Raw genomic sequence first — 20,607 nt, forward strand, 5'->3', positions numbered from 1 at the left:
TTTAAAATAGAGTGAGTTATGCCTCAAGATATTCAAGAAACGCTTAATCAATTGCGTGAGATGCTGCATTACCATGGTGTGAAATATTACGTTGAAGATCATCCAGAGATCCCGGATGCGGAATATGATCGCCTGATGCGTGAATTGTTAGAGCTTGAGGCCAAACACCCTCAATTAATGAGCTTAGATTCACCTAGCCAGCGAGTGGGAGGACAACCACTTGATGGCTTTCAATCTGTTAAGCATGAGATAGCAATGCTATCTCTTGATAATGCTTTTGATGATAGTGAATTGGATGCTTTCTATAAGCGCATATTAGATCGCCTCTCTTTCTCAGATTTATCTCATTTCTGTTGTGAACCCAAGCTAGATGGATTAGCCGTTAGTCTATTGTATGAAGACGGTATATTGGTCCAAGCGGCTACTCGCGGTGATGGCTCCACAGGCGAAAATATTACAGAGAATGTCCGTACCATTAAATCAATACCATTGAAGTTAAGTGGCCGAGATTGGCCTCAACGTATAGAAGTCAGAGGTGAAGTATTTATGCCTAAACTCGGCTTTGAAAAATTGAATCAGCATGCACTTAAGAAGGGAGAAAAAGTCTTTGTTAACCCTCGTAATGCAGCCGCTGGTAGCTTGCGCCAACTCGATTCACGCATCACTGCAACACGGCCTCTGAGCTTTTACGCATACAGTGTTGGTGTTATTGAGGGGGGGATATTGTCGCAAAGCCATTATCAACGTTTTCTTCAATTGAAAGAGTGGGGATTACCTATGTGTCCTGAGACTCGTCATGTTTTAACCCTTTCAGAAGTTAAAGCCTACTATCAAGATATTTTGGTTCGTAGAGATGAATTAGCCTTTGAAATCGATGGTGTAGTCATCAAAGTTGATGATATCGCTTTGCAAGAGCAATTAGGCTTTGTTGCTCGTGCCCCTCGTTGGGCTATTGCTTATAAGTTCCCCGCTCAGGAAGAGGTCACTTTACTTAATGATGTCGAGTTTCAGGTTGGCCGGACGGGGGCAATTACCCCTGTAGCCAAGCTTGAACCAGTATTTGTCGGTGGTGTTACTGTCAGCAATGCGACCTTGCATAATGCCGATGAAATTGCACGCCTTAAAGTCAAAATTGGCGATAGCGTTATTGTTCGCCGTGCTGGAGATGTGATCCCGCAAATAGTGTCCTTTATTGAAGAACGCCGCCCTGATGATGCACGAGAAATTGTTTTTCCACTACATTGCCCAGTTTGCCATTCTCAAATTGAACGAGTCGCAGGAGAAGCAGTGGCAAGATGTTCGGGAGGTTTATTCTGTCAAGCACAAAGGAAAGAGGCATTGAAGCATTTTGTATCGCGTAAGGCTTTGGATGTTGATGGATTAGGCGAGAAAGTAATTGAGCAGCTTGTAGACCGTGAGATGGTTACGACGCCCGCTGACTTATTTAAGTTATCAGCTGGAGTGATCACTGTACTTGATCGAATGGGGCCCAAATCGGCACAAAATGTAGTTGATGCACTGAATAAGGCGAAATCGACGACTTTAGCTCGTTTCCTATACTCGCTTGGTATTCGTGAAGTAGGTGAAGCGACAGCAGCCAATCTTGCCCAACACTTTAAAACTCTTGCCAAGATCAAAGTAGCATCACATGAGCAACTTATCGAGGTATCAGATATCGGCAGTATCGTTGCTAGCCATATCATTGCTTTCTTTGCTCAGGAGAAAAATCAGCAAGTGATTGAAGATCTGATTGCTCAAGGGATTACTTGGCCTGATATTGACGATCAAAAGCAGGATGTTCCCCAGCCTCTTATGGGTAAGGTTGTGGTATTAACGGGCTCTTTATCCCAGCTATCTCGTGATAACGCCAAAGCCGCTTTACAAAGTCTTGGAGCAAAGGTAACTGGGAGCGTTAGTAAGAAAACGGATATTTTATTTGCTGGCGAAAATGCGGGTTCCAAATTGGCTAAAGCGCAGGAGTTGGGCGTTGAAATTAAAACTGAGCAAGACCTTATTGATTTAATATAAGCTCCACTATTAGCTCGAAACCACCTCAATCAGGTGGTTTTTTTTTGTCGAAAAATATTGATGAATTTATTTGTTGCTAAAACAAGAAATAATGCAGTGATCTAAATCTAATTACTATAAAAGTGATCGTTATTATGGATCTTATGCGATCAAAATCTCAATTAAGCCATTGGGATTCTATTTTAAGTCTATGTTTTTAAAGTGTTAAAAGTTTTAATTGATGTTTTTATATTAAATATTTGAATAAAGTCACGATGTTGATAAAAGTTTGTATCAGGTCATAGTTCTTCATTTAAAGGCGAATTTCTAATTGATATTTTTCGTTGCAAAGTTAGTCTTGATCGTGGATACATTGGGTTAAAAACCTAGTGACAAAGTAAAAAGTTATTCTCTCTTTCTCGCTTTTTACACAAGGAAAAAGTTCTCCCTTCGGCGGCCAACTTATGGTGAGAATATAAAAACAGCTATATCCACTTTTAGGAGTTTTCCATGGACAAATTTTTAAAATTGTCATCAATAACATTATCCATCTTGGTTATAGCTAGCCCAGCTTTAGCCTCTTCAGAAAGTGCTGCTGGTGACCAGTATGTTGAAGCCGTTGACGAGTTTATGCAAGACTCGACACTCAATGCATTATTTGTTGTTGATACTCGTTCTAGAACACGTACAACGGGCAAACCCGGCGGAGAAAATGGTGATCGTTGGAGCCGTTTAAACTACTCTGCCTATAACGCGATATTGGACTTTTCTTCTGGCTATCATGAAGGATGGCTTGGCGCTGATATTGCTGCTTATTACTCTGGTGATCTCTACAATGAAAGCTTGAAAGGGGATGATGGTTATTTATGTAATGAGATTTCGACCTGCTCGAATTTAGATTGGGGAGCAGGGGAAGGCGAGCAACTTAAAATATATAAAGCGGCGCTAAAATTTAAATCTGATGAGGACTTTAACGCTCGTTTCGGTATGCTGCAATCTGGTGGCAATGGGACTGTTGGTAACGTATGGAGTTTTGTACCGGGAACTTATCGTGGTTTTGAGCTTAACGGAAAAATTGGTGAGTATAACCTGAGTTACTTTGGTGCTGACCAATTTACTGCTCCTTGGTTATTGCATGAGGATGATTATGCGCCTGCACTATGGTCTGATACGTCTTGGAGCTATCTTCATTCGCTTGGACTTAATGGCCAGTTAACAAAAAGTTTGTTTTTCCAGCTAGGTATTGGTCAGGCAACGGGTGTGAAGTATGCTGATAATGTTGATTGGAGTGCCAATCAAGTGACAAGTTATACGGACAAAAATGATAATTCTTCTTATAAGGCTTACCTAAAGTATCAACACAGTGAGAATACAGTACTGGCTGCTGATTTTTATGGTGTTAATGATGATGTTAAATATGATGGTTTAGGCTATCACGCAGGGCTTTCCTTACAACAATCTTTAGGGCAATTTTCTTGGATGTCTGAATTGCGTTATACGGATACAGATAATCGAGCTGACTTTGTACCACGAACTATCCACACCTATGGCATGACGAATGGAACTTGGTCGCAATATTGGGACTCATTATCTGATTGGAATAAAGCTGGTGAGATCGCATGGTATAACCGCCTCTCATACGATCAGGGCAATGGCTGGAATTATTATCTAGGATTGGGCTATGGTACTGGGGCGGATTCTGTCGCCAGCGGGGCATCGGGTGATTGGGATTATGAAAGTGAATATGCCGTTAACGCGACAGTGTCATACTCACTTCAAAGTGGTTCATTGAAGGGTACGACAATTCGCTTGCATGGTACAATGCTTGAGCGCGATGAATATTCTGGTGCCAATGATGCTGATGAAACCGATATTCGCTTCCAAGTTTTGATTCCATATGGTTTTATTTAATGATGTAGCCTTAAAAGAGGAACAATTCAGCTCCTCTTTTAAGTGGCCTTTGGTTTCCCATTAAACATTTTACAGTACAAAGGAGGAAGTAACTGGACTTGACCTGTCTTTAGTTCACACTTTATTTCTGTGCTTAATGCCCTTCCGCCTTGAGCTCCGCTGGCCTGTAAGTTAAATGAGATGATGGTTAAAACAGGCAGTAGTAGTGTCAGTTTCGCTTTCATTCTATCCTCGCTCCATAGCCGAGTTCTAGGGAAATAAAGGTGTGATTTAATGGTTTAAATAACTATGCAATACAAGCATTGCCGATGAGATTTACATTCGTCATTTAGTGATAAGTATGTAAGCGAAATGATTAATATCAAGCTAAATAGAATTTTTAGATAATTGGTTACGATAGGTGATGGGGAGAATCTAGAGGAAGGCGCTGGTATACCTCCCCTAAATTATTCATTGACCCCACACATGAAATTATTGTGACAATCAATTTTATGTTTGAGTTACGTGAGGCTTTTCTCTTTTATAGTCAGAATTATGCCATTTACTTTGGTGACTTCTACTAATGTTCCTGCTGCTATTGGATGGTCAGTTTGTGCAGACCATGTGCTGTCACCGACTTTTATTCGATGCCGACCTGGTGCTATATCTTCTTCAATAATAACGGTCTGCCCAATCATTTGTTTTTGTTTTTGATTTAAATCTCTGTGTTCATCATCGCAAACGTCTTGGTTAAATTGCTTTCGCCACCAGAGCCAAGATGTTACTAGTGAAAATACTGCAAAAGCTATCCATTGAAATTGCCAGCTAATTGGTAATAAAGATAAAATCAGGCCGATGAGTAAAGCAGATATGCCTAGCCATAGAAAGTATCCAGCTGTACCAAATAATTCCATTGCTAGTAGGGCAAGCCCAAACGCTAGCCAGTGCCAATGGTTAATAGAATCAAGTAATTCTAGCAAGTGAACCTCTATTTATTTTGTTCAGGTTGTTTGAACATCTCGGCAATACCTGCAACCGAACCCATTAGACCAGATGCTTCGAGTGGCAGCATAATGATTTTACCGTTTTCTGCCTGACCGATACTTCGTAATGCATCAGTATAGCCTTGCGCAATGAAGTAATTTATTGCCTGCATGTCACCTTTGGCGATGGCTTCTGATACCATAGTGGTAGCGCGAGCTTCTGCTTCCGCTGCGCGTTCTCTCGCTTCTGCCTGCAATATGGCTGCCTGTTTATCACCTTCCGCTTTGAGTATTTCAGACTGCTTGTGACCTTCTGCTCTAAGAATTTCTGCTTGGCGGATCCCCTCTGCTTCTAGGACCTCTGCGCGTTTATTTCGTTCAGCTTTCATTTGCGCATTCATCGCTGCTGTAAGGTCGGCTGGAGGCTGTACATCCTTGATTTCAATTCGTGTGACTTTAACACCCCAAGGGTTGGTCGCTTCATCAACAATGGAAAGCAATTTACTATTAATCATGTCACGTTGGCTGAGCATTTCATCTAGTTCCATTGAGCCTAATACTGTTCTGATGTTGGTAAGCGTCAAATTGCGAATCGCATGTTGTAGATCATTGACTTCATAGGCAGCTTGAGGAGCATTAACAACTTGTACGAAACAAACAGCATCAATTGTTACATTGGCGTTGTCCTTTGAAATAACTTCTTGAGCCGGGATATCAAGGACACGCTCCATCATATTGACTTTTTGGCCGATTTTATCGATGAACGGTATAATGAGGTTTAGTCCTGGTTTGAGTGTGTGGGTATAGCGACCGAACCGTTCGACAGTCCAATGATTACCCTGAGGAACGGTTTTTACCCCTGCGATAATAAATGCAATGACGACAATTAATAGCACCCCAATAGTAATAATAGAGTCAATAGTCATGAGTGTTCCTTGTTTAATTTGTTATGCTGATTGTTGCTTAGATTGACGTTGAATACAATGATATAAATGCAAGATAATTACATATTTCATGCTTTATCAGCAGGAAAGGAAAAATGTCAAAGCTGAACGCAGTGTTTATGTGTCTATATAGTAGAGGGTTAAGGTAAGTATTTGATAAAAAAGCAGTAGTGGAAATTAAGAAATCAAGATAGGGGAAATAAGAATAAGTTATCAGTATATCTCAAAAACGATCGCTATTTGGAATCCTAATGAATAAAGATAACTTTTACACCTTAATGAGTGAAAAAATTTGACTATTTTTACAAAGAAAAAGCTGATATTTGGTCAGCTTTCTCTTATTTAATCGTTAATAAAGTCGCGAATAAAGCTTGCGTCTATATTGAGATGCAATGGGATTGGTTTGTCCGAGAGCGGCAAGGATGTCCATGAAGTGCTTCTTTATATCCCCATCAAGAGCATTTAAGTCAGTACTTAAGAATTGCCAAAGAGTATCCAGAGCTTCTTGGTCTCTATTGACTTGATGGTAACTTAAGGCCAATTCTGCTGCGAGCTTTGCATTCGTTGAATCTGCTTCAAATTGCTGCTCAAGTGACTGAATTTCCGGGCTGTTTGCAGATTGTTCATGTAGTTCAAGTTTGGCTACTAACCCTTTATAATAGTTGTCTTGATATTCCAACGGAATATGATCTAATAAGATCTTCGCCTGTTCAAAATTCTGTATTTCTAGTAGGCATTCCGCCATAGCCAGCTTTACATCTCCTTTGTGCTTGAAATCGTCTGGTAGTGCTTGAAGTAAGGTCAGTGCTTGGCTGTACTCAGCTTGTTGAATGAATTCCATTGCTTGTTTGATATCAAGCTCATCTTGACTGGGTAAATGATTTGCCAACATGGCTTGGATTGCGTGGAGTTCTTGTGGCCCCCCAAGGCCGTCGGCAGGTTGGCCATTAACAAATAATGCGATGGTAGGTAATGTCTGAACCCCAAATTGACTGGCGATCATTTGTTCTTGCTCGCAATTTAAAAGTGCTAGGGTAAAAGCTCCGTTATACTGCTGCGCTAATTCTTGTAATTGTGGAATGATCTGGGTACTTTCCTGGCTCATTGGTGCCCAGAAATGAATAAGTACCGGTGTTTGCATTGATCCTTCAAGTACTTGACGAAAATTTTGTTCGTTCAGTTCGACGATAAAGGGAGAGTGCATTGGCGGGTTCCTTGCAAAGTTTATATATCACAGACATATGGGCGGCTCAGGGAAATATCAAGTCAGTGATTCGTGCATCTTGCTCCAATGTAAAAGCGCCGCTGTAACAGCGGTACTTTTGTTGCCAAATGCAATCGGGTTTGATTATAAGATTATAAACAAGGTTAACGTAACACCCACACTTAGCCAGTTTAATTGGTTTAATGTCATGTATTGTACCGAATGTAACGCTCTTAAAAGTAGTGAAGTTTGTTGCTTTATCTACCACAATATCGTCTCATTATTACGGTATGATGACATCCTGTTTTTAAGATGCGCGCCTCAACACCCAATCTAACGTGCGACTTGATAGTAAGCGCTTTAATATTGCAAATATCTTAGTTGGTGTCGTAATACGATAGCGAATTTTGGGTTTTTTGGCCTCTAATGCATGAAGCAGCGGCGCAACGCAGGATTCTGGTGGCAGTACAAATGCATTCGTTGATGTCTGGTTACCCAATGCATTCAAGCGTTTTTTGTATTCTTTATGATGAACACTTTGGTCAAAATCGATCCATTTCATCAAGGCTTTATGGGCATTTTTTCTAAACTGGGTTTCAATGGGGCCAGGTTCTATCAAACTGATTTTAATGTTGGTATTCGCGAGCTCTAGGCGCAGCGTATCTGTCCAGCCTTCTATGGCAAATTTAGATGCATTGTAAGCCCCACGATAGGACATAGCTGCAAAGCCAAGTACCGAACTGTTTTGAACTATGCGACCATAGCCCTGCATGCGCATAATTGGCAGTACTTGTTTAACTAGATGATGCCAGCCGAAGAAGTTGGTTTCAAACTGCTCTCTTAGAGCTTGTGTGGGAAGGTCTTCCAAGGCACCTGCTTGCCCGTAGGCTCCGTTATTAAACAGAGCATCAAGTGTTCCCCCAGTTATTTCCAACGTTTTTTTCACAGCACTTTCAATGCTGTCGCTGCTATTTAAATCTAACTGAATGCACGTGAGCCCCTCACTTTGTAGATGTTTAACGTCATCGGGATTTCGGCATGATGCGATGACTTGGTAACCCGCATTTTGTAGCGCATGAGCGCAGGTATGTCCTATGCCAGAAGAGCAGCCTGTAATAAGAATCGATTTCATTATAAGAACTTGTATTATATAAACTTTAGATGGTTAGCATACAAGATTAATCTTGGTGCTGTAATATGTTTTTCATAGCAGGTTCTATGCGGGAATAGCTGAAGCGAAAACCAAGTTCAGTGAGCTTTTTGGGTTTGGCTCTTAGGCTGTCAAATAGTAACACAGCGCTTTCCCCCATCGCTAAGCGCAGTGCCCACTTGGGAGTAAATAACATATGTGGTCTTTTAAGTGATTTGGCTAATGTTTGGCTAAACTGTTTATTGCTAACAGGGTGGGGAGCGCACAAGTTAAATTGTCCTTGTGCATGCTCTGTTTCGAGTAAGTAAACAATAGCTCGAACCATATCGAGCAGATGTATCCATGGTATGTATTGATGCCCACTTCCAATAGGACCACCTAAGCCTAGCTTATATGGTAATAACATTTTTTTTAATGCTCCACCATCAGCGCCTAGAACAACCCCAGTTCGCAAAATACAGACACGGGTTGATTCGGTACGAGCACGGTTGGCTATTTCTTCCCATTTAGAGCAAACGTGGTGAGGGAAACCTTGGTGGTGAACGTGTAAGCCTTCATCGAAAGGGTGCTCTTGTTGATCACCATAATATCCTACTGCAGAGCCGCTAATAAAAACACTTGGTGGGGAAGTACTGGCATGAATAAGGTCGACAATTTTTTCTGTGATCTGCCAACGACTATTGCATATTGTCTCTTTTTGCTTTTTATTCCAACGTTTGTCTGCTATTGGCTCACCAGCGAGGTTGATTACAGCATCGAATTCATTGAGGTCATGTAAACTGTCTAATTCTGATATGTAGGTAATGTTGCCAATATCAGCATGGCTGATCGTATTTCTCGCTTTGTGTGGAGAGCGTGTAAGAAGAACAATGTCATAGGTGGTGAAATGTTTTAATAATTCCCTACCAATAAAACCTGTGCCACCTGTTAGTAGTACTTTCATTCAGATCTCCTTTATCCTCCTAAAATGCGATTTTAATTCATATATTAAAATGGCAATTCTAGTAATTATAGCGAGTTAGCTGCGTTTAGGATCACTGAATGTTTAAAACTAACGATTATCACAAATTTAATATTTTGTTGCTTTTGTTGCCTACTGCGCTATTTGAGTCACACCTATAGCATTATCCCTTTGCCATTATAATTAGCAGATAACAAATATGAGGTTTTTATGCAGGCATTGGCCGCACTTTTAAAGGCTTTTTTCGGTAGTTTAAGAGATTTGCTGCCAATAGTGGCTGTTATCGTTTTTTTTCAACTTGTGGTATTGCAAGAACCTTTACCCAATATGCCCTCGATATTATTTGGACTAGTACTTGTTGTTATGGGGCTGAGTTTTTTTATTTTTGGGTTAGAGATGGGGCTATTTCCTATTGGCGAATCAATGGCACAAGCATTTGCGCGAAAGGGCAGTATTGCATGGCTTATGCTATTTGCGTTTTGCTTGGGCTTTGGTACCACGATTGCGGAACCAGCTCTAACCGCTGTAGCCGCAGAAGCTGCGCAAGTTGCTGCAGAGGGTGGAATGATCGCTTTAGATGATGTTGCTATGGATCAATACGCAAAAGGTTTGCGTTATACCGTAGCCCTTTCTGTGGGAATTGCCATTATGTTGGGAGTACTGCGTATTCTTAGGGGATGGTCTATCCAGTACATGATAATTGGAGGGTACGTTGGTGTTGTTGTGCTAACTTTATTTGCTCCAGAAAGTATTATTGGTGTGGCTTATGATTCTGGAGGGGTAACGACATCGACAATCACAGTGCCTTTAGTAACAGCCCTTGGTGTTGGTTTAGCCTCGGCAATTAAGGGGCGTAACCCAATGCTTGATGGCTTTGGATTAATTGCTTTTGCTTCATTGCTGCCAGTTATGTTTGTCATGATATACGGAATGGTGGTTACGTGATTGGTTGGCCAGAGTTTATTGGTACATTTAAAAGTACCATCAGCGATGTATTGCCAATTGCATCGATTATTTTTGGATTTCAGTTTGCAGTTTTACGCCGTCCTATAACAAACTGGCCGAAAGTTGTGGCTGGTTTTGGGTATGTGATTATTGGGCTTTCGTTGTTTCTTTTAGGCCTTGAACTGGCCTTATTTCCCCTTGGTGAAACAATGGCAATACAACTCACTAAACCCTCATTTTTAATTGAATTTGGCACAGCAGACGCGGGAAGTATTGGTTGGCAGGATTATTATTGGGTGTATTTGTTTGCTTTTTGTATTGGTTTTAGCACCACAATTGCTGAGCCGTCTCTTATAGCGGTTGCTATAAAAGCTAATCAAGTGTCCGGTGGTTCAATTCGTGTTAATGGGCTACGTATCGCAGTTGCATTTGGCGTAGCGTTTGGAATTTCGTTAGGGAGTTACAGAATAGTGGTTGGTGACCCAATCCATTATTACATCATTGCGGGTTATATTATTGTCGTTATTCAGACTTTTTATGCCCCGAAATTGATCGTTCCTCTAGCATACGATTCTGGGGGAGTGACGACTTCAACAGTAACAGTGCCTTTGGTTGCAGCTTTAGGTTTGGGCCTAGCCTCAACCGTACCGGGCAGAAACCCTATGATTGATGGCTTTGGTCTGATTGCGTTTGCCAGTTTGTTTCCGATAATTTCTGTTATGGGGTATGCCCAGATCACTCGATGGTTGAACAGGAGTTCATCACAGGAGGATAATGAAAATGCGCTTTAAATTGATACTCGCTTTTGTTGAAGACAGCAGAACAGAAACAGTGCTTGATGCTGCTAGAGAGGCAGGTGCGACAGGGGCAACGGTTATTAACCATGCCAGAGGAGAAGGGCTGAACAAAAAGCGAACCTTTTTTGGCTTGACTCTAGAAGTACAAAAAGATGTTCTTCTTTTTGTAGTAGAAGAACACCTTTCACGTCATATTCTCGAAACAATCAATGAAACAGGAGAGTTTGATCAAGAGTCTGGGCAAGGAATTGCTGTTCAAATTGATGTAGAAGATGCTGTTGGTGTTGCCCACCAAGTAGAGAAATTAACTGAGGTTGTAGGGAATGAGTTATGAGCGGTGATCAGAAAGTAAGAGTACGTGATGTGATGGTCGGTAATTACGTTGTGATTGATGGCCTAACGACGGTAAGGGAGGGGATCCAGCTTGCGAGAAAACATCAAGCTAAAGCCTTAGTTGTCAATAAACGCAATGATGATGATGAATATGGACTTGTTTTGATGAATGATATTGCCAAAAAAGTTCTAGCAATGAATCGTTCTCCAGATAGAGTCAATATATATGAAATTATGACTAAACCAGCATTGGCTGTAGAACCTGAAATGCATGTAAAGTACTGCGCTAGACTATTCGAACGTTTTGGTATAAGTCGGGCACCTGTTATTGAAAGTGGGCAGATTATAGGTATGGTCAGCTACAATAATATCGTTATTAATGGTATGGCGAGGGATGAATAATTCTCCCTCGTTTGAGTTAACTTTTACAGTGGCAAATATCACCTAATTAGAAAACAATACTGAAGAGCCATGATTTAAGCTTGTCAGTAATAATGTGTTTTCATTAACGATGTCAATCCGACGGCTTTGCTGGGCGTCCATTTTAAAAATCTGAGTAATGAGCTTTAGTTGTTCCTCATTAAAATCTTTACTTTGTGCGGAGGAGACATCTTTAAACTTTATTGGTGACACCAAAAGGTAGTTATCGCTGACATCCCATTCACCTTCCTCGGAAATATTAATGATATTTTCACTTTTAGTACCTTCTGCATAGAGTCGTACGGTAGCAAAGCGATTATATTGACCATTGGGTAAGTATTTTACATTAGAATCGACAGTTACACGGCGAAGAGAGCCAACAGACTCTTCTCTTAAGCCGTCAGTAATAAGAGTAACCATCCTTGACTGCCATTCTTTTGATGTAAGTACTTGTTCCACTTTGAGATCACTGCCCCAGTAAAGCCAACTACTGAACAAGGCTGACAAAACAAGTAATCCGGCTGCAATTTTATGGTTCATTTTATTCTTCCTATTGGCAAACTTTATTCAGATCTTGTTGGTTAGCAAATATACGGACGGTAATATTTTCACCTGAGCTAGTAACGGAATGGATGTAGTTAAGAACTAACTGGTTATTTTGACCACCAGTAGCAATGACTTCCACCGGAGACATCGATTCATGAACGGAATTATATCGTTTCACACATTGTTCAATTGATGCATACCAAGGTGTTAAGTCTGGGTGATTCATCGGAGTTTTTACTGGTGTATTGTCATAAACAGCGATCTGGCGAAATGTCGATTCAGCTGGGTTGGTAAACAAAATGACACTTAAAGGTAATAGCAGTGCCAGTAACAACATTACCCGCATTCCCCACTTTGGTTTATTTGGTTCAGTTGCTATTGATAACGGTTGAGGAATAGTTGTCTCATTGGTTGAACTGGGAGCTTCTTGGGGAGAAATGTCAGACGTACTATCTCCAGAAAAGTTATCAATTTCTTCTGATTCATCTTCCTGGCATTGTGCGCCGCTCAACAAGGGAGTTGTGCGTTCAACATCGCAGATTAATTGGTAGCCACGTTTTGGAACCGTTTTGATAAATTGTGGTGATTTAGTTGAGTCTTGCAGTTGTTTTCTTAAGGTTGAAATAGCTTGAGTTAAACTTGAATCATCAACCTCAAACCCTTGCTCTCTCCAAACGAAATCATGTAATTGATTACGAGATACTATTTCATTGGGCTTTTCTGCCAACAAAAGCAAAATTCTGCTTTCATTGCTTCCCAAACGAATAACTTCATTATCGCCTGAGTTGTCCACCAGAGAGTTGGTATTGGGATCAAAAGTAAATCTACTTGAAAGATTGAACTTAGTGCCTATGTTACTCATTCGGTATAACCATCATTGTTAGTTAGGTTTCATCAGATGTGCGCCAAAAAACGTGTTCGAGAGAGTCTAAATATTGTTTTTGATTTTTTGAGGTGCAAGGATAGACAAAATAAAATCAAAAAAACAATGTTTTTATGAATTTTGACCTTGAATTTACATTTGGCACCCTCATGTTAGTTTGCAGATTGTGTCAATATCGACCTAATTAATAAAAATTATGTTTGATAATTATAGATGTTATGGAGCGAACATGAGCGATACCGCAACACAAAACAAAGAAACTCGTGGCTTTCAGTCTGAAGTAAAACAATTACTTCACTTAATGATTCATTCTCTTTACTCAAATAAAGAGATCTTCCTGCGTGAACTCATCTCGAATTCTTCGGATGCTTCGGACAAATTGCGTTTTCAAGCGTTATCTAGTCCTGATTTGTATCAAGGTGACGCCGATTTAGGTGTTAAACTTGCTTTTGATGAAAGCTCCAATACCCTTACTATTTCTGATAATGGTATCGGAATGAGTCGTGATGACGTCATTGAGCACCTTGGAACCATTGCAAAATCGGGTACTGCCGAGTTTTTCTCTAAGTTGTCTGAGGACCAATCTAAAGATTCGCAACTGATTGGTCAGTTTGGTGTTGGCTTCTATTCAGCATTTATCGTTGCTGATGCCGTGACAGTGCGTACTCGCGCAGCAGGGCTCTCTGTCGATGAGGCTGTTCAATGGCACTCTGCTGGAGAAGGTGATTACACAATAGAAACCATTTCGAAGGAATCTCGCGGGACTGATATTGTGCTTCACATGCGCGATGAAGGTAAAGAATTCTTAAATGAGTGGCGTTTACGTGAAGTGATCAGCAAATACTCAGACCATATTGGTATTCCGGTTTCAATTCAGACTGCTGAGCGTGATGAGGAAGGAAACGAGACTGGTGAGAAGAAGTGGGAGCAGATAAATAAGGCTAAGGCGCTTTGGACTCGTAATAAGTCTGATATTTCTGAAGAAGAATATCAAGAATTCTACAAACATGTTTCGCACGACTTCGCTGATCCTTTGCTATGGAGTCACAACCGTGTTGAAGGTAAGAACGATTATACCAGCTTGCTATACATCCCAGCGAAAGCACCTTTTGACATGATGAATCGTGACCATAAATCTGGTCTTAAGCTGTATGTTCAACGTGTATTTATTATGGATGATGCAGAGCAGTTTATGCCGTCTTACCTACGCTTTGTGCGTGGTTTGATAGATTCTAATGATTTGCCTCTCAATGTGTCGCGTGAAATTCTCCAGGACAATAAGGTTACTCAATCATTACGTAATGCTTGTACCAAACGTGTTTTGACAATGCTTGAGCGTATGGCAAAAAATGATGAAGAGAAATACCAATCATTTTGGAAAGAGTTTGGTCTGGTTCTGAAGGAAGGTCCTGCAGAAGACATGGCTAACAAAGAGAAAGTAGCAGGCTTACTGCGCTTTGCTTCAACAGAAAAGGATTCGTCTGAACAAACTGTTGGCTTAGCATCCTATGTTGAGCGTATGAAAGAAGGTCAGGATAAGGTTTACTACCTTACAGCTGATAGCTACGCCGCTGCGAAAAATAGCCCTCACTTAGAACAGTTCAAGGCGAAAGGGATCGAAGTAATTCTGATGTTTGATCGCATTGATGAGTGGTTAATGAATTATCTGACAGAGTTTGATGGTAAGCAGTTCCAGTCGATTACTAAAGCGGGCTTTGATCTCAGCCAATTTGAAGATGAAGCAGAAAAAGAAAAGCAGAAAGAAGCAGAAGAAGAGTTCAAGTCTGTTGTTGATCGCACCAAAGAGTATTTAGGTGACCGTGTTAAGGAAGTTCGCGCTACCTTCAAATTAGCGACGACTCCTGCTGTAGTTGTGACTGATGATTTTGAAATGGGGACTCAAATGGCGAAGCTGCTTGCAGCAGCAGGTCAAGCGGCTCCTGAAGTGAAATACATTTTTGAGATTAATCCAGAACATGAACTGGTTAAGCGTATGGCCGATGAAGCCGATGAAGAAGCATTTGGCCGTTGGGTTGAAGTATTGCTTGGTCAGGCAATGTTAGCAGAACGCGGCTCAATGGAAGATCCATCGCAATTTGTTGGTGCAATTAACTCGCTACTGGTTACACATTAATTAGCACTAAAAAGCTCGCTTCGTGCGAGCTTTTTGTTAACTGAAACCGCTAGTCATTAAACAAGAACTTGTTCTGGTTAATGTGAGTAAACAGGCAATCTACACTTATGAGCTAAACGGTAGTACAAGATTGTATGATAGAATACAATCTTGCACCAAAGTAAACGGGCGTGTAATGTGCATGCCTGTTTTATTATCAACGAAAAACACTTATACCGAAACTTACCATGGCGTAATATCAAAGTGATAGTTCATCTGCATTGTGAGCTTCGGTATAAATTAATTTATCTTAAGAGGGTTCAACATGCGCATCATTCTTCTAGGTGCTCCAGGTGCAGGAAAAGGTACACAGGCTCAATTTATCATGGAGAAATATGGTATCCCACAAATCTCTACAGGTGATATGCTACGTGCTGCAATTAAAGCGGGCACTGAGCTTGGTAAGCAAGCCAAAGCTGTTATCGATGCTGGTCAGCTAGTTTCTGATGACATTATCCTTGGTCTGGTTAAAGAACGTATTGCTCAAGATGACTGTGAGAAAGGTTTCTTGCTCGACGGTTTTCCTCGCACCACTCCTCAAGCTGATGGCTTAAAAGAAACGGGTGTTGTCGTTGATTACGTTATTGAGTTTGATGTTGCTGATCGTGTGATCGTCGAGCGTATGGCTGGTCGTCGTGCTCACCTTGCGTCTGGACGTACATATCACGTTACTTACAACCCGCCTCAAGTTGAAGGTAAAGATGACGTGACTGGTGAAGATCTTGTCGTGCGTGATGACGACAAAGAAGAAACGGTTCGCGCACGCCTTGGTGTCTACCATGAGCAAACCGCGCCTCTAATTCAGTACTATGGCCAAGAGGCACTCGCTGGTAACACTAAGTACCTAAAATTCGATGGCACGAAACGAGTTGAAGAAGTGAGTGCAGATATAGAGAAAGCATTAGCTTAATCTACTACCATCGTAAACTGAATGTTTGATATAGTGAAAGCGGCCAATTAGGTCGCTTTTTTGATCTTGACCTTTTGATAGCTAAAGAGGTTTAAATCGTAAACTCTGTTTTATTGTATCAATGAGGTGTTATGAGAAATTCGAAAAAAAAAGGGGTGTTACTGGTTAACTTAGGAACGCCCGACGCACCGACAGCTCCGGCCATTAAACGTTTCCTCAGTCAGTTTTTGCATGACCCGCGAGTAGTCGACATGACACGCTGGCTTTGGTGCCCACTTTTGCATGGTGTTATTCTTCCTATACGCTCCCCCAAAGTTGCCAAATTATACCAAACCGTATGGATGGAAGAGGGTTCCCCTTTGCTCGTTTACGCTAAAAAACAGGCTGAAAAACTTAAGCAACAGATCGATATTCCCGTAGAGCTAGGTATGACTTATGGCAATCCAAGCCTTCAGGTAGGGCTTGAAAACCTAATGTTATCTGGTGTTGAAGAAGTTATCGTCTTACCTCTTTACCCTCAGTATTCAGGGACAACAACCGCTGCGGTTTCTGATGGGTTAACCAAAGCGTTTAAAGGGTTACCCGTGATGCCAGCTTATCGGTTGATTCGTGATTATCATGACCATCCCATTTATATAAAAGCTTTAGCGGAAAGTGTTAAGCGTTCATGGCAAGAAAACGGTCAAGGTGATTATTTGCTTTGTTCCTACCATGGAATACCACAGCGCTATGCCGATAATGGCGATATATATCCATTGCATTGCCAGAAAACGACTGAGCTGTTGAGGCTAGAGTTAGGCTTAACAAAAGAGCAGATCGGAATGACTTACCAATCTCGCTTTGGTCGCGAAGCATGGTTACAGCCATATACAGACAAAACGCTAGAGAAATTACCAAACCAAGGTATCAAAAAGCTTGATATTATCGCGCCTGCCTTTTCTTCAGATTGTTTGGAAACTTTGGAAGAAATTTCAGAGCAATGCTGCGACATTTTCAACGAACATGGAGGTGAAGTGTTTAATTATATTCCATGTTTAAACGATGATGATCGCCATGTTCAAATGATGGTGGAGCTGATTAGCTAAACCACTTATTTCTCACAATAGTAATATCAAGCCACCTAAATAGGTGGCTTTTCCATATCTAGGGGTAAGGGCGACAAAATGTTTCGACCCCTTGCCATAAAACCGATTTAGGTTTTTGGATCGATTTGATATCACTTAGGGCTTCTTGCCATAAATCAAGACAAGCTTTTTTTCTATCAGAGCCTGAATAGAGATCAAAAATGCGCTCTGCGGGTATTGTTGTGGTTAATGCTGAATTGGCTTTCAAGTAATAGGCAAGAAACATTTGTTTATTGCCTTTTTCTCGATTGATATTGGCCTGAAGAAGAAAAATTAGCGCATTATCTGGAATTTCAGCTGCATATTCTCTTTCTAGCATTCTAAGGCTTCTTTCAACATCACCTGAGCGATAAGTCACCAATGCCAATAGCATATGCAGATCTGGTGGAGTAGTGGATTCTCGTTCTTTTACTTTAGCAATCCACTTTTTAAAGTCGGTTTCTGTCTGGTTAGAAAAAAGGAGCTCTCGGGTATAAAACAGCACTTCCACATCCGTCAGAGGGCGGGCTAATAAGTCGCTTAGGGTTGTATTCGCTACTGGAATGATTAAGCCGGATACGTGGTTAGAAAATGTTTTAATAGCTTGGGGCAGTTTAAAGTAGTCACTTAAATCGGCATTTAATTGATTAACGGCCTCGGTTAACTGGTGAGATTTAAAGCGGTATATTTTTCGCCACGCTACTCGGCCTGAGGCTGAAAGATGAAGAAGGCTTTCTAGATTGAGATTGCCATGTTCATCTTTCCATAAATTAAAACGTAGTCTGTAGTCAGAATCGAACTCAGCATCTGAGCCAGGGAAGTGACAGTGCTCACTTAAACTGTGCAGATAGAAGCTAGGAGAACTCATATTCGACAGATGGATGAAAGGTGAGGAACTGTGGGCATAGAGTGTCAATGCTTTTAGTTTTAATGCAGTAGCACTAAGAGCCTCATCCTCGCAGACGATATTATCAAGCAGCAGCCGTACTTGGGGTACATGAAGAGCGTTGTTTTTCGCTTGTTGGCTAAAATGGGACCAAGTATGGACTGCGAGAAGTAGCGTCAGTGAGGCGAATAAGACACTCAAGCTCCAACCTAGGTAGCGCAGTTTTTTGCTTTTAAGTATTGTTGCTGGTGGTGTTTCTGATGCTTGATTGGGAGATATCGTTTGATCTTTGGCAATAAGCTGAATAAAACTTTGTGGAATATAGTAGCCACGTTTCGGGTAGGTGACGATAATTTTAGTTGAATCGGCTTGTTGAGTATGCTGTCGGAACAGATTACGCAATAGGCTGATTCGATTAGTCACTACATTTTTTGAGATATACTGACTTTCCCATACGGCATCGATAAACTCTTCAATGGACGTCGGGTTGTCGACATTTGATAGCAAGACTTCCAGTAGGGCGATATTTCTGGGCTCGAGAGGGATCTCACCCTGCAATGAGTACAGCGATTTTTCATGCGGATTGTAGATAATATCGGCAATGGCGATGTTGCAATGTTCGGCTTTAGCTTGTTCGAGTAAGTTCATTCATCTCTATTGAGGAATTACATTATATAATCAGTGTACCCTACTTTTGAGATCGAATATAAGTGTTTGAAATGTTGTATTTGTCCCATAAGTGAGATTTTTACTGGGGGGCAGTAAGAATTGTGTATAGAAAATAAGACATAATGCCACCACTATTAGCGGCATTAACTTGATGGTTAGAATCTGAATTTTGCATTAAGATAGGCGTTATAACTTGAGTCAACATCTACGTCTACACCTAAGTTTGAATTCTTAATATTGTTGCTAAAAAAGTAGCTATAGCGGTAACCTGCTTCTAAAGCAAAGTTCTCGGTAAAGCTATATCCTAAGCCTAGATTGATACCCGAAGAAAGTCCGGTGCTGTCTTCTTTAAAACTTGATGAAGTGTCTTCATCTTCTAAGACTGTTTTTTGGTAGCCAAGGTTACCGCCAGCAAGTAAATAAAATTGACTAGTGACATAATGCAAGTAGTCGGCTCCCGCCCCAGCTTCACGAGTAGTCACATCAGTATTTAGGTATGAGTCACTTACTGAGAGCCGAATGTAGCCATATGCCCTCAGACTTTCGTTAAGATAGTTGCCTATTTTTAGCCCGAATGAGCCCATATCATTTATTTGCTTATACGCTGGTAACTCAGAGCTAGGACCAGAATAGTCATACTCTCCAGCGCCAATCCCAAGTGCAAAATAAGTGTCAGCATACGAAGGCACAGAAACCATCGCAGTGACCGCTGCTATAACCAATGTTTTTCTCATCTTATTCCCTTTTTATCTTTAGATATTCGTAAAATATATAAATTAGATTTTATGTATATGCCATTGAATGCATAAAGATTGGCGCAAATTTGAGAGTTTGTGCTGAATAGAGAGCTTAATTAAATAATTGATAGATAATATAAATAATGAGTGTGGATGCGAAAGACAGATGAGGCTAGCAATGGTTTGATTAGCCAAATTTTAGCGAGGTAGTTTCGGGTAGCCAGATTTGGTGGAGTAGAAACAAATAATGCCGCTAGATAAGCGGCATTATGTTATTTAAAATTTTCTTAGAACGCGAAGTTAGCGTTTAGGTAGACAACATCAGTAGCATCAACTTTAAGCTCTACCTCTTTGATCTCATTGCTGAAGTAGTGGCTATGACGGTATCCTAGTTCCATGCCAAAATTATCGGTAAACTTATAGCCTAAACCTAAGTTAGCACCAGCAACAACGCCTGTGTTGTCGAATTTATAAGAGTCTATAGCGCTATCATCTTCCACTACTGTTTTTTGGTATCCTAGGTTACCACCAGCAAGTAGGTAAAACTTATCATTTACAAAGTGTAGGTAGTCGGCACCGGCACCCATCTCGCGAGTAGTAACATCTATATGGTTATACTCGTCACTTGCAGAGAGTTGAAGGTAGCCATAAGCACGTACATTTTGGTTTAAATAGTGGCCTACTTTTAATGCCAATACGCCCATATCATTTATTTCTTTGGCTTCTTTAGTGTCAGAACTTTTACCAGAATAATCATATTGACCAGCGCCTAGTTCAAGTGCGAAATAGGTATCGTTAGCAAGCGAAGGCATAGAAGCGGTAGCAGCAATCGCTGCAATAAGTAATGCTTTTTTCATTTGTTATACACTCAAGTTATTTGTCTTTAAGAAAAAGGAAGTTAAGTTGAGCGTTCTAAGTGATTGCTCAAATACTGAACCCCTTTAAAAAGGAGCCGCATCTTGGTACGGCTTTCGAGAGGAAGGAATTTAATACAAGGTGTACTGATGAAGCGAGAAACAAAATTACAATCAGTTAAATAAAGTTGAATTTTATGTATAAGATTTTG

The 20,607-nt window shown here is 40.8% G+C and carries 20 protein-coding genes; 9 read left to right on the forward strand and 11 right to left on the reverse strand.

Annotated features, from left to right (window positions below; genetic code table 11):
- Positions 1-18: 18 nt before the first annotated feature.
- Positions 19-2,028, forward strand: coding sequence for an NAD-dependent DNA ligase LigA (gene ligA, locus KO511_RS17370; RefSeq protein ID WP_215988661.1), 2,010 nt, complete (start codon positions 19-21; stop codon positions 2,026-2,028).
- Between the two features lie 489 nt (positions 2,029-2,517).
- Positions 2,518-3,918, forward strand: coding sequence for an OprD family porin (locus tag KO511_RS17375; RefSeq protein ID WP_215988662.1), 1,401 nt, complete (start codon positions 2,518-2,520; stop codon positions 3,916-3,918).
- 38 nt (positions 3,919-3,956) lie between these two features.
- Here the strand turns inward: KO511_RS17375 and KO511_RS17380 are convergent, their stop codons facing one another.
- The 6 genes from KO511_RS17380 to KO511_RS17405 form a co-directional block, all read right to left on the reverse strand.
- Complete coding sequence (locus tag KO511_RS17380) at positions 3,957-4,142, reverse strand: hypothetical protein (RefSeq protein WP_215988663.1); 186 nt, start codon at positions 4,140-4,142, stop codon at positions 3,957-3,959.
- A 276-nt stretch (positions 4,143-4,418) separates the two neighbouring features.
- A complete protein-coding gene (locus tag KO511_RS17385; protein ID WP_215988664.1) occupies positions 4,419-4,877 on the reverse strand; it encodes an NfeD family protein in 459 nt (152 codons plus the stop codon).
- 8 nt (positions 4,878-4,885) lie between these two features.
- Entirely contained in the window at positions 4,886-5,806 is a 921-nt protein-coding gene (locus KO511_RS17390; RefSeq protein ID WP_215988665.1) for an SPFH domain-containing protein, read from the reverse strand.
- 367 nt (positions 5,807-6,173) lie between these two features.
- Positions 6,174-7,028: a co-chaperone YbbN gene (locus tag KO511_RS17395; RefSeq protein ID WP_215988666.1), complete on the reverse strand. Its 855-nt coding sequence runs from the start codon at positions 7,026-7,028 to the stop codon at positions 6,174-6,176.
- 307 nt (positions 7,029-7,335) lie between these two features.
- Complete coding sequence (locus KO511_RS17400) at positions 7,336-8,163, reverse strand: SDR family oxidoreductase (protein ID WP_215988714.1); 828 nt, start codon at positions 8,161-8,163, stop codon at positions 7,336-7,338.
- A gap of 43 nt (positions 8,164-8,206) precedes the next feature.
- Entirely contained in the window at positions 8,207-9,121 is a 915-nt protein-coding gene (locus KO511_RS17405) for a TIGR01777 family oxidoreductase (protein WP_215988667.1), read from the reverse strand.
- A 228-nt stretch (positions 9,122-9,349) separates the two neighbouring features.
- Between KO511_RS17405 and KO511_RS17410 the strand changes: the two genes are divergently transcribed.
- The 4 genes from KO511_RS17410 to KO511_RS17425 are packed head-to-tail and all read left to right on the forward strand — an operon-like array spanning position 9,350 to position 11,616.
- Positions 9,350-10,084: a DUF1538 domain-containing protein gene (locus tag KO511_RS17410; protein WP_215988668.1), complete on the forward strand. Its 735-nt coding sequence runs from the start codon at positions 9,350-9,352 to the stop codon at positions 10,082-10,084.
- Positions 10,081-10,875, forward strand: coding sequence for a DUF1538 domain-containing protein (locus KO511_RS17415; protein WP_215988669.1), 795 nt, complete (start codon positions 10,081-10,083; stop codon positions 10,873-10,875). Before KO511_RS17410 ends, KO511_RS17415 begins: the two co-directional genes overlap by 4 nt.
- Entirely contained in the window at positions 10,865-11,215 is a 351-nt protein-coding gene (locus KO511_RS17420) for a P-II family nitrogen regulator (protein ID WP_125321905.1), read from the forward strand. The genes KO511_RS17415 and KO511_RS17420 overlap by 11 nt, the downstream gene beginning before the upstream one ends.
- Positions 11,212-11,616, forward strand: a complete 405-nt coding sequence (locus KO511_RS17425) for a CBS domain-containing protein (RefSeq protein WP_215988670.1) — start codon at positions 11,212-11,214, stop codon at positions 11,614-11,616. The genes KO511_RS17420 and KO511_RS17425 overlap by 4 nt, the downstream gene beginning before the upstream one ends.
- A 42-nt stretch (positions 11,617-11,658) precedes the next feature.
- Here KO511_RS17425 and KO511_RS17430 read toward each other — a convergent pair whose 3' ends face one another.
- Positions 11,659-12,174, reverse strand: coding sequence for a regulatory protein ToxS (locus KO511_RS17430; protein ID WP_215988671.1), 516 nt, complete (start codon positions 12,172-12,174; stop codon positions 11,659-11,661).
- A gap of 10 nt (positions 12,175-12,184) precedes the next feature.
- Positions 12,185-13,042 (reverse strand): winged helix-turn-helix domain-containing protein, encoded by an 858-nt coding sequence (locus KO511_RS17435; RefSeq protein ID WP_215988672.1) that lies wholly within the window; start codon positions 13,040-13,042, stop codon positions 12,185-12,187.
- 250 nt (positions 13,043-13,292) lie between these two features.
- Between KO511_RS17435 and htpG the strand changes: the two genes are divergently transcribed.
- The 3 genes from htpG to hemH all read left to right on the forward strand — a co-directional run bounded on the left by htpG (position 13,293) and on the right by hemH (position 17,231).
- On the forward strand, positions 13,293-15,197 hold the full coding sequence (gene htpG / locus KO511_RS17440) for a molecular chaperone HtpG (RefSeq protein WP_215988673.1): 1,905 nt from the start codon (positions 13,293-13,295) through the stop codon (positions 15,195-15,197).
- A gap of 304 nt (positions 15,198-15,501) precedes the next feature.
- A complete protein-coding gene (gene adk, locus KO511_RS17445) occupies positions 15,502-16,146 on the forward strand; it encodes an adenylate kinase (RefSeq protein WP_215988674.1) in 645 nt (214 codons plus the stop codon).
- Positions 16,147-16,277: 131 nt separating this feature from the next.
- Positions 16,278-17,231 carry a ferrochelatase gene (hemH, locus tag KO511_RS17450; RefSeq protein WP_215988675.1) on the forward strand — a complete coding sequence of 318 codons (954 nt, stop codon included), beginning with the start codon at positions 16,278-16,280 and terminating at the stop codon, positions 17,229-17,231.
- Between the two features lie 58 nt (positions 17,232-17,289).
- Here the strand turns inward: hemH and KO511_RS17455 are convergent, their stop codons facing one another.
- The 3 genes from KO511_RS17455 to KO511_RS17465 form a co-directional block, all read right to left on the reverse strand.
- Positions 17,290-18,783, reverse strand: coding sequence for a winged helix-turn-helix domain-containing protein (locus tag KO511_RS17455; RefSeq protein ID WP_215988676.1), 1,494 nt, complete (start codon positions 18,781-18,783; stop codon positions 17,290-17,292).
- A 176-nt stretch (positions 18,784-18,959) separates the two neighbouring features.
- Positions 18,960-19,538: an outer membrane beta-barrel protein gene (locus KO511_RS17460; protein ID WP_215988677.1), complete on the reverse strand. Its 579-nt coding sequence runs from the start codon at positions 19,536-19,538 to the stop codon at positions 18,960-18,962.
- 290 nt (positions 19,539-19,828) lie between these two features.
- Positions 19,829-20,398, reverse strand: a complete 570-nt coding sequence (locus KO511_RS17465) for an outer membrane beta-barrel protein (protein WP_215988678.1) — start codon at positions 20,396-20,398, stop codon at positions 19,829-19,831.
- Positions 20,399-20,607: the final 209 nt, after the last annotated feature.

It is taken from the genome of Vibrio hepatarius, assembly GCF_018860525.1.
Lineage (GTDB): Bacteria > Pseudomonadota > Gammaproteobacteria > Enterobacterales > Vibrionaceae > Vibrio > Vibrio hepatarius_B.

What these genes read in the sequence shown, in the direction of transcription:
- ligA (WP_215988661.1), top strand. Translation starts at nt 19, where the DNA reads ATGCCTCAAGATATTCAAGAAACGCTTAATCAATTGCGTGAGATGCTG.
- KO511_RS17375 (WP_215988662.1), top strand. Translation starts at nt 2,518, where the DNA reads ATGGACAAATTTTTAAAATTGTCATCAATAACATTATCCATCTTGGTT.
- KO511_RS17380 (WP_215988663.1), bottom strand. Translation starts at nt 4,142, where the DNA reads ATGAAAGCGAAACTGACACTACTACTGCCTGTTTTAACCATCATCTCA.
- KO511_RS17390 (WP_215988665.1), bottom strand. Translation starts at nt 5,806, where the DNA reads ATGACTATTGACTCTATTATTACTATTGGGGTGCTATTAATTGTCGTC.
- KO511_RS17395 (WP_215988666.1), bottom strand. Translation starts at nt 7,028, where the DNA reads ATGCACTCTCCCTTTATCGTCGAACTGAACGAACAAAATTTTCGTCAA.
- KO511_RS17405 (WP_215988667.1), bottom strand. Translation starts at nt 9,121, where the DNA reads ATGAAAGTACTACTAACAGGTGGCACAGGTTTTATTGGTAGGGAATTA.
- KO511_RS17410 (WP_215988668.1), top strand. Translation starts at nt 9,350, where the DNA reads ATGCAGGCATTGGCCGCACTTTTAAAGGCTTTTTTCGGTAGTTTAAGA.
- KO511_RS17420 (WP_125321905.1), top strand. Translation starts at nt 10,865, where the DNA reads ATGCGCTTTAAATTGATACTCGCTTTTGTTGAAGACAGCAGAACAGAA.
- KO511_RS17425 (WP_215988670.1), top strand. Translation starts at nt 11,212, where the DNA reads ATGAGCGGTGATCAGAAAGTAAGAGTACGTGATGTGATGGTCGGTAAT.
- KO511_RS17430 (WP_215988671.1), bottom strand. Translation starts at nt 12,174, where the DNA reads ATGAACCATAAAATTGCAGCCGGATTACTTGTTTTGTCAGCCTTGTTC.
- KO511_RS17435 (WP_215988672.1), bottom strand. Translation starts at nt 13,042, where the DNA reads ATGAGTAACATAGGCACTAAGTTCAATCTTTCAAGTAGATTTACTTTT.
- htpG (WP_215988673.1), top strand. Translation starts at nt 13,293, where the DNA reads ATGAGCGATACCGCAACACAAAACAAAGAAACTCGTGGCTTTCAGTCT.
- adk (WP_215988674.1), top strand. Translation starts at nt 15,502, where the DNA reads ATGCGCATCATTCTTCTAGGTGCTCCAGGTGCAGGAAAAGGTACACAG.
- hemH (WP_215988675.1), top strand. Translation starts at nt 16,278, where the DNA reads ATGAGAAATTCGAAAAAAAAAGGGGTGTTACTGGTTAACTTAGGAACG.
- KO511_RS17455 (WP_215988676.1), bottom strand. Translation starts at nt 18,783, where the DNA reads ATGAACTTACTCGAACAAGCTAAAGCCGAACATTGCAACATCGCCATT.
- KO511_RS17460 (WP_215988677.1), bottom strand. Translation starts at nt 19,538, where the DNA reads ATGAGAAAAACATTGGTTATAGCAGCGGTCACTGCGATGGTTTCTGTG.
- KO511_RS17465 (WP_215988678.1), bottom strand. Translation starts at nt 20,398, where the DNA reads ATGAAAAAAGCATTACTTATTGCAGCGATTGCTGCTACCGCTTCTATG.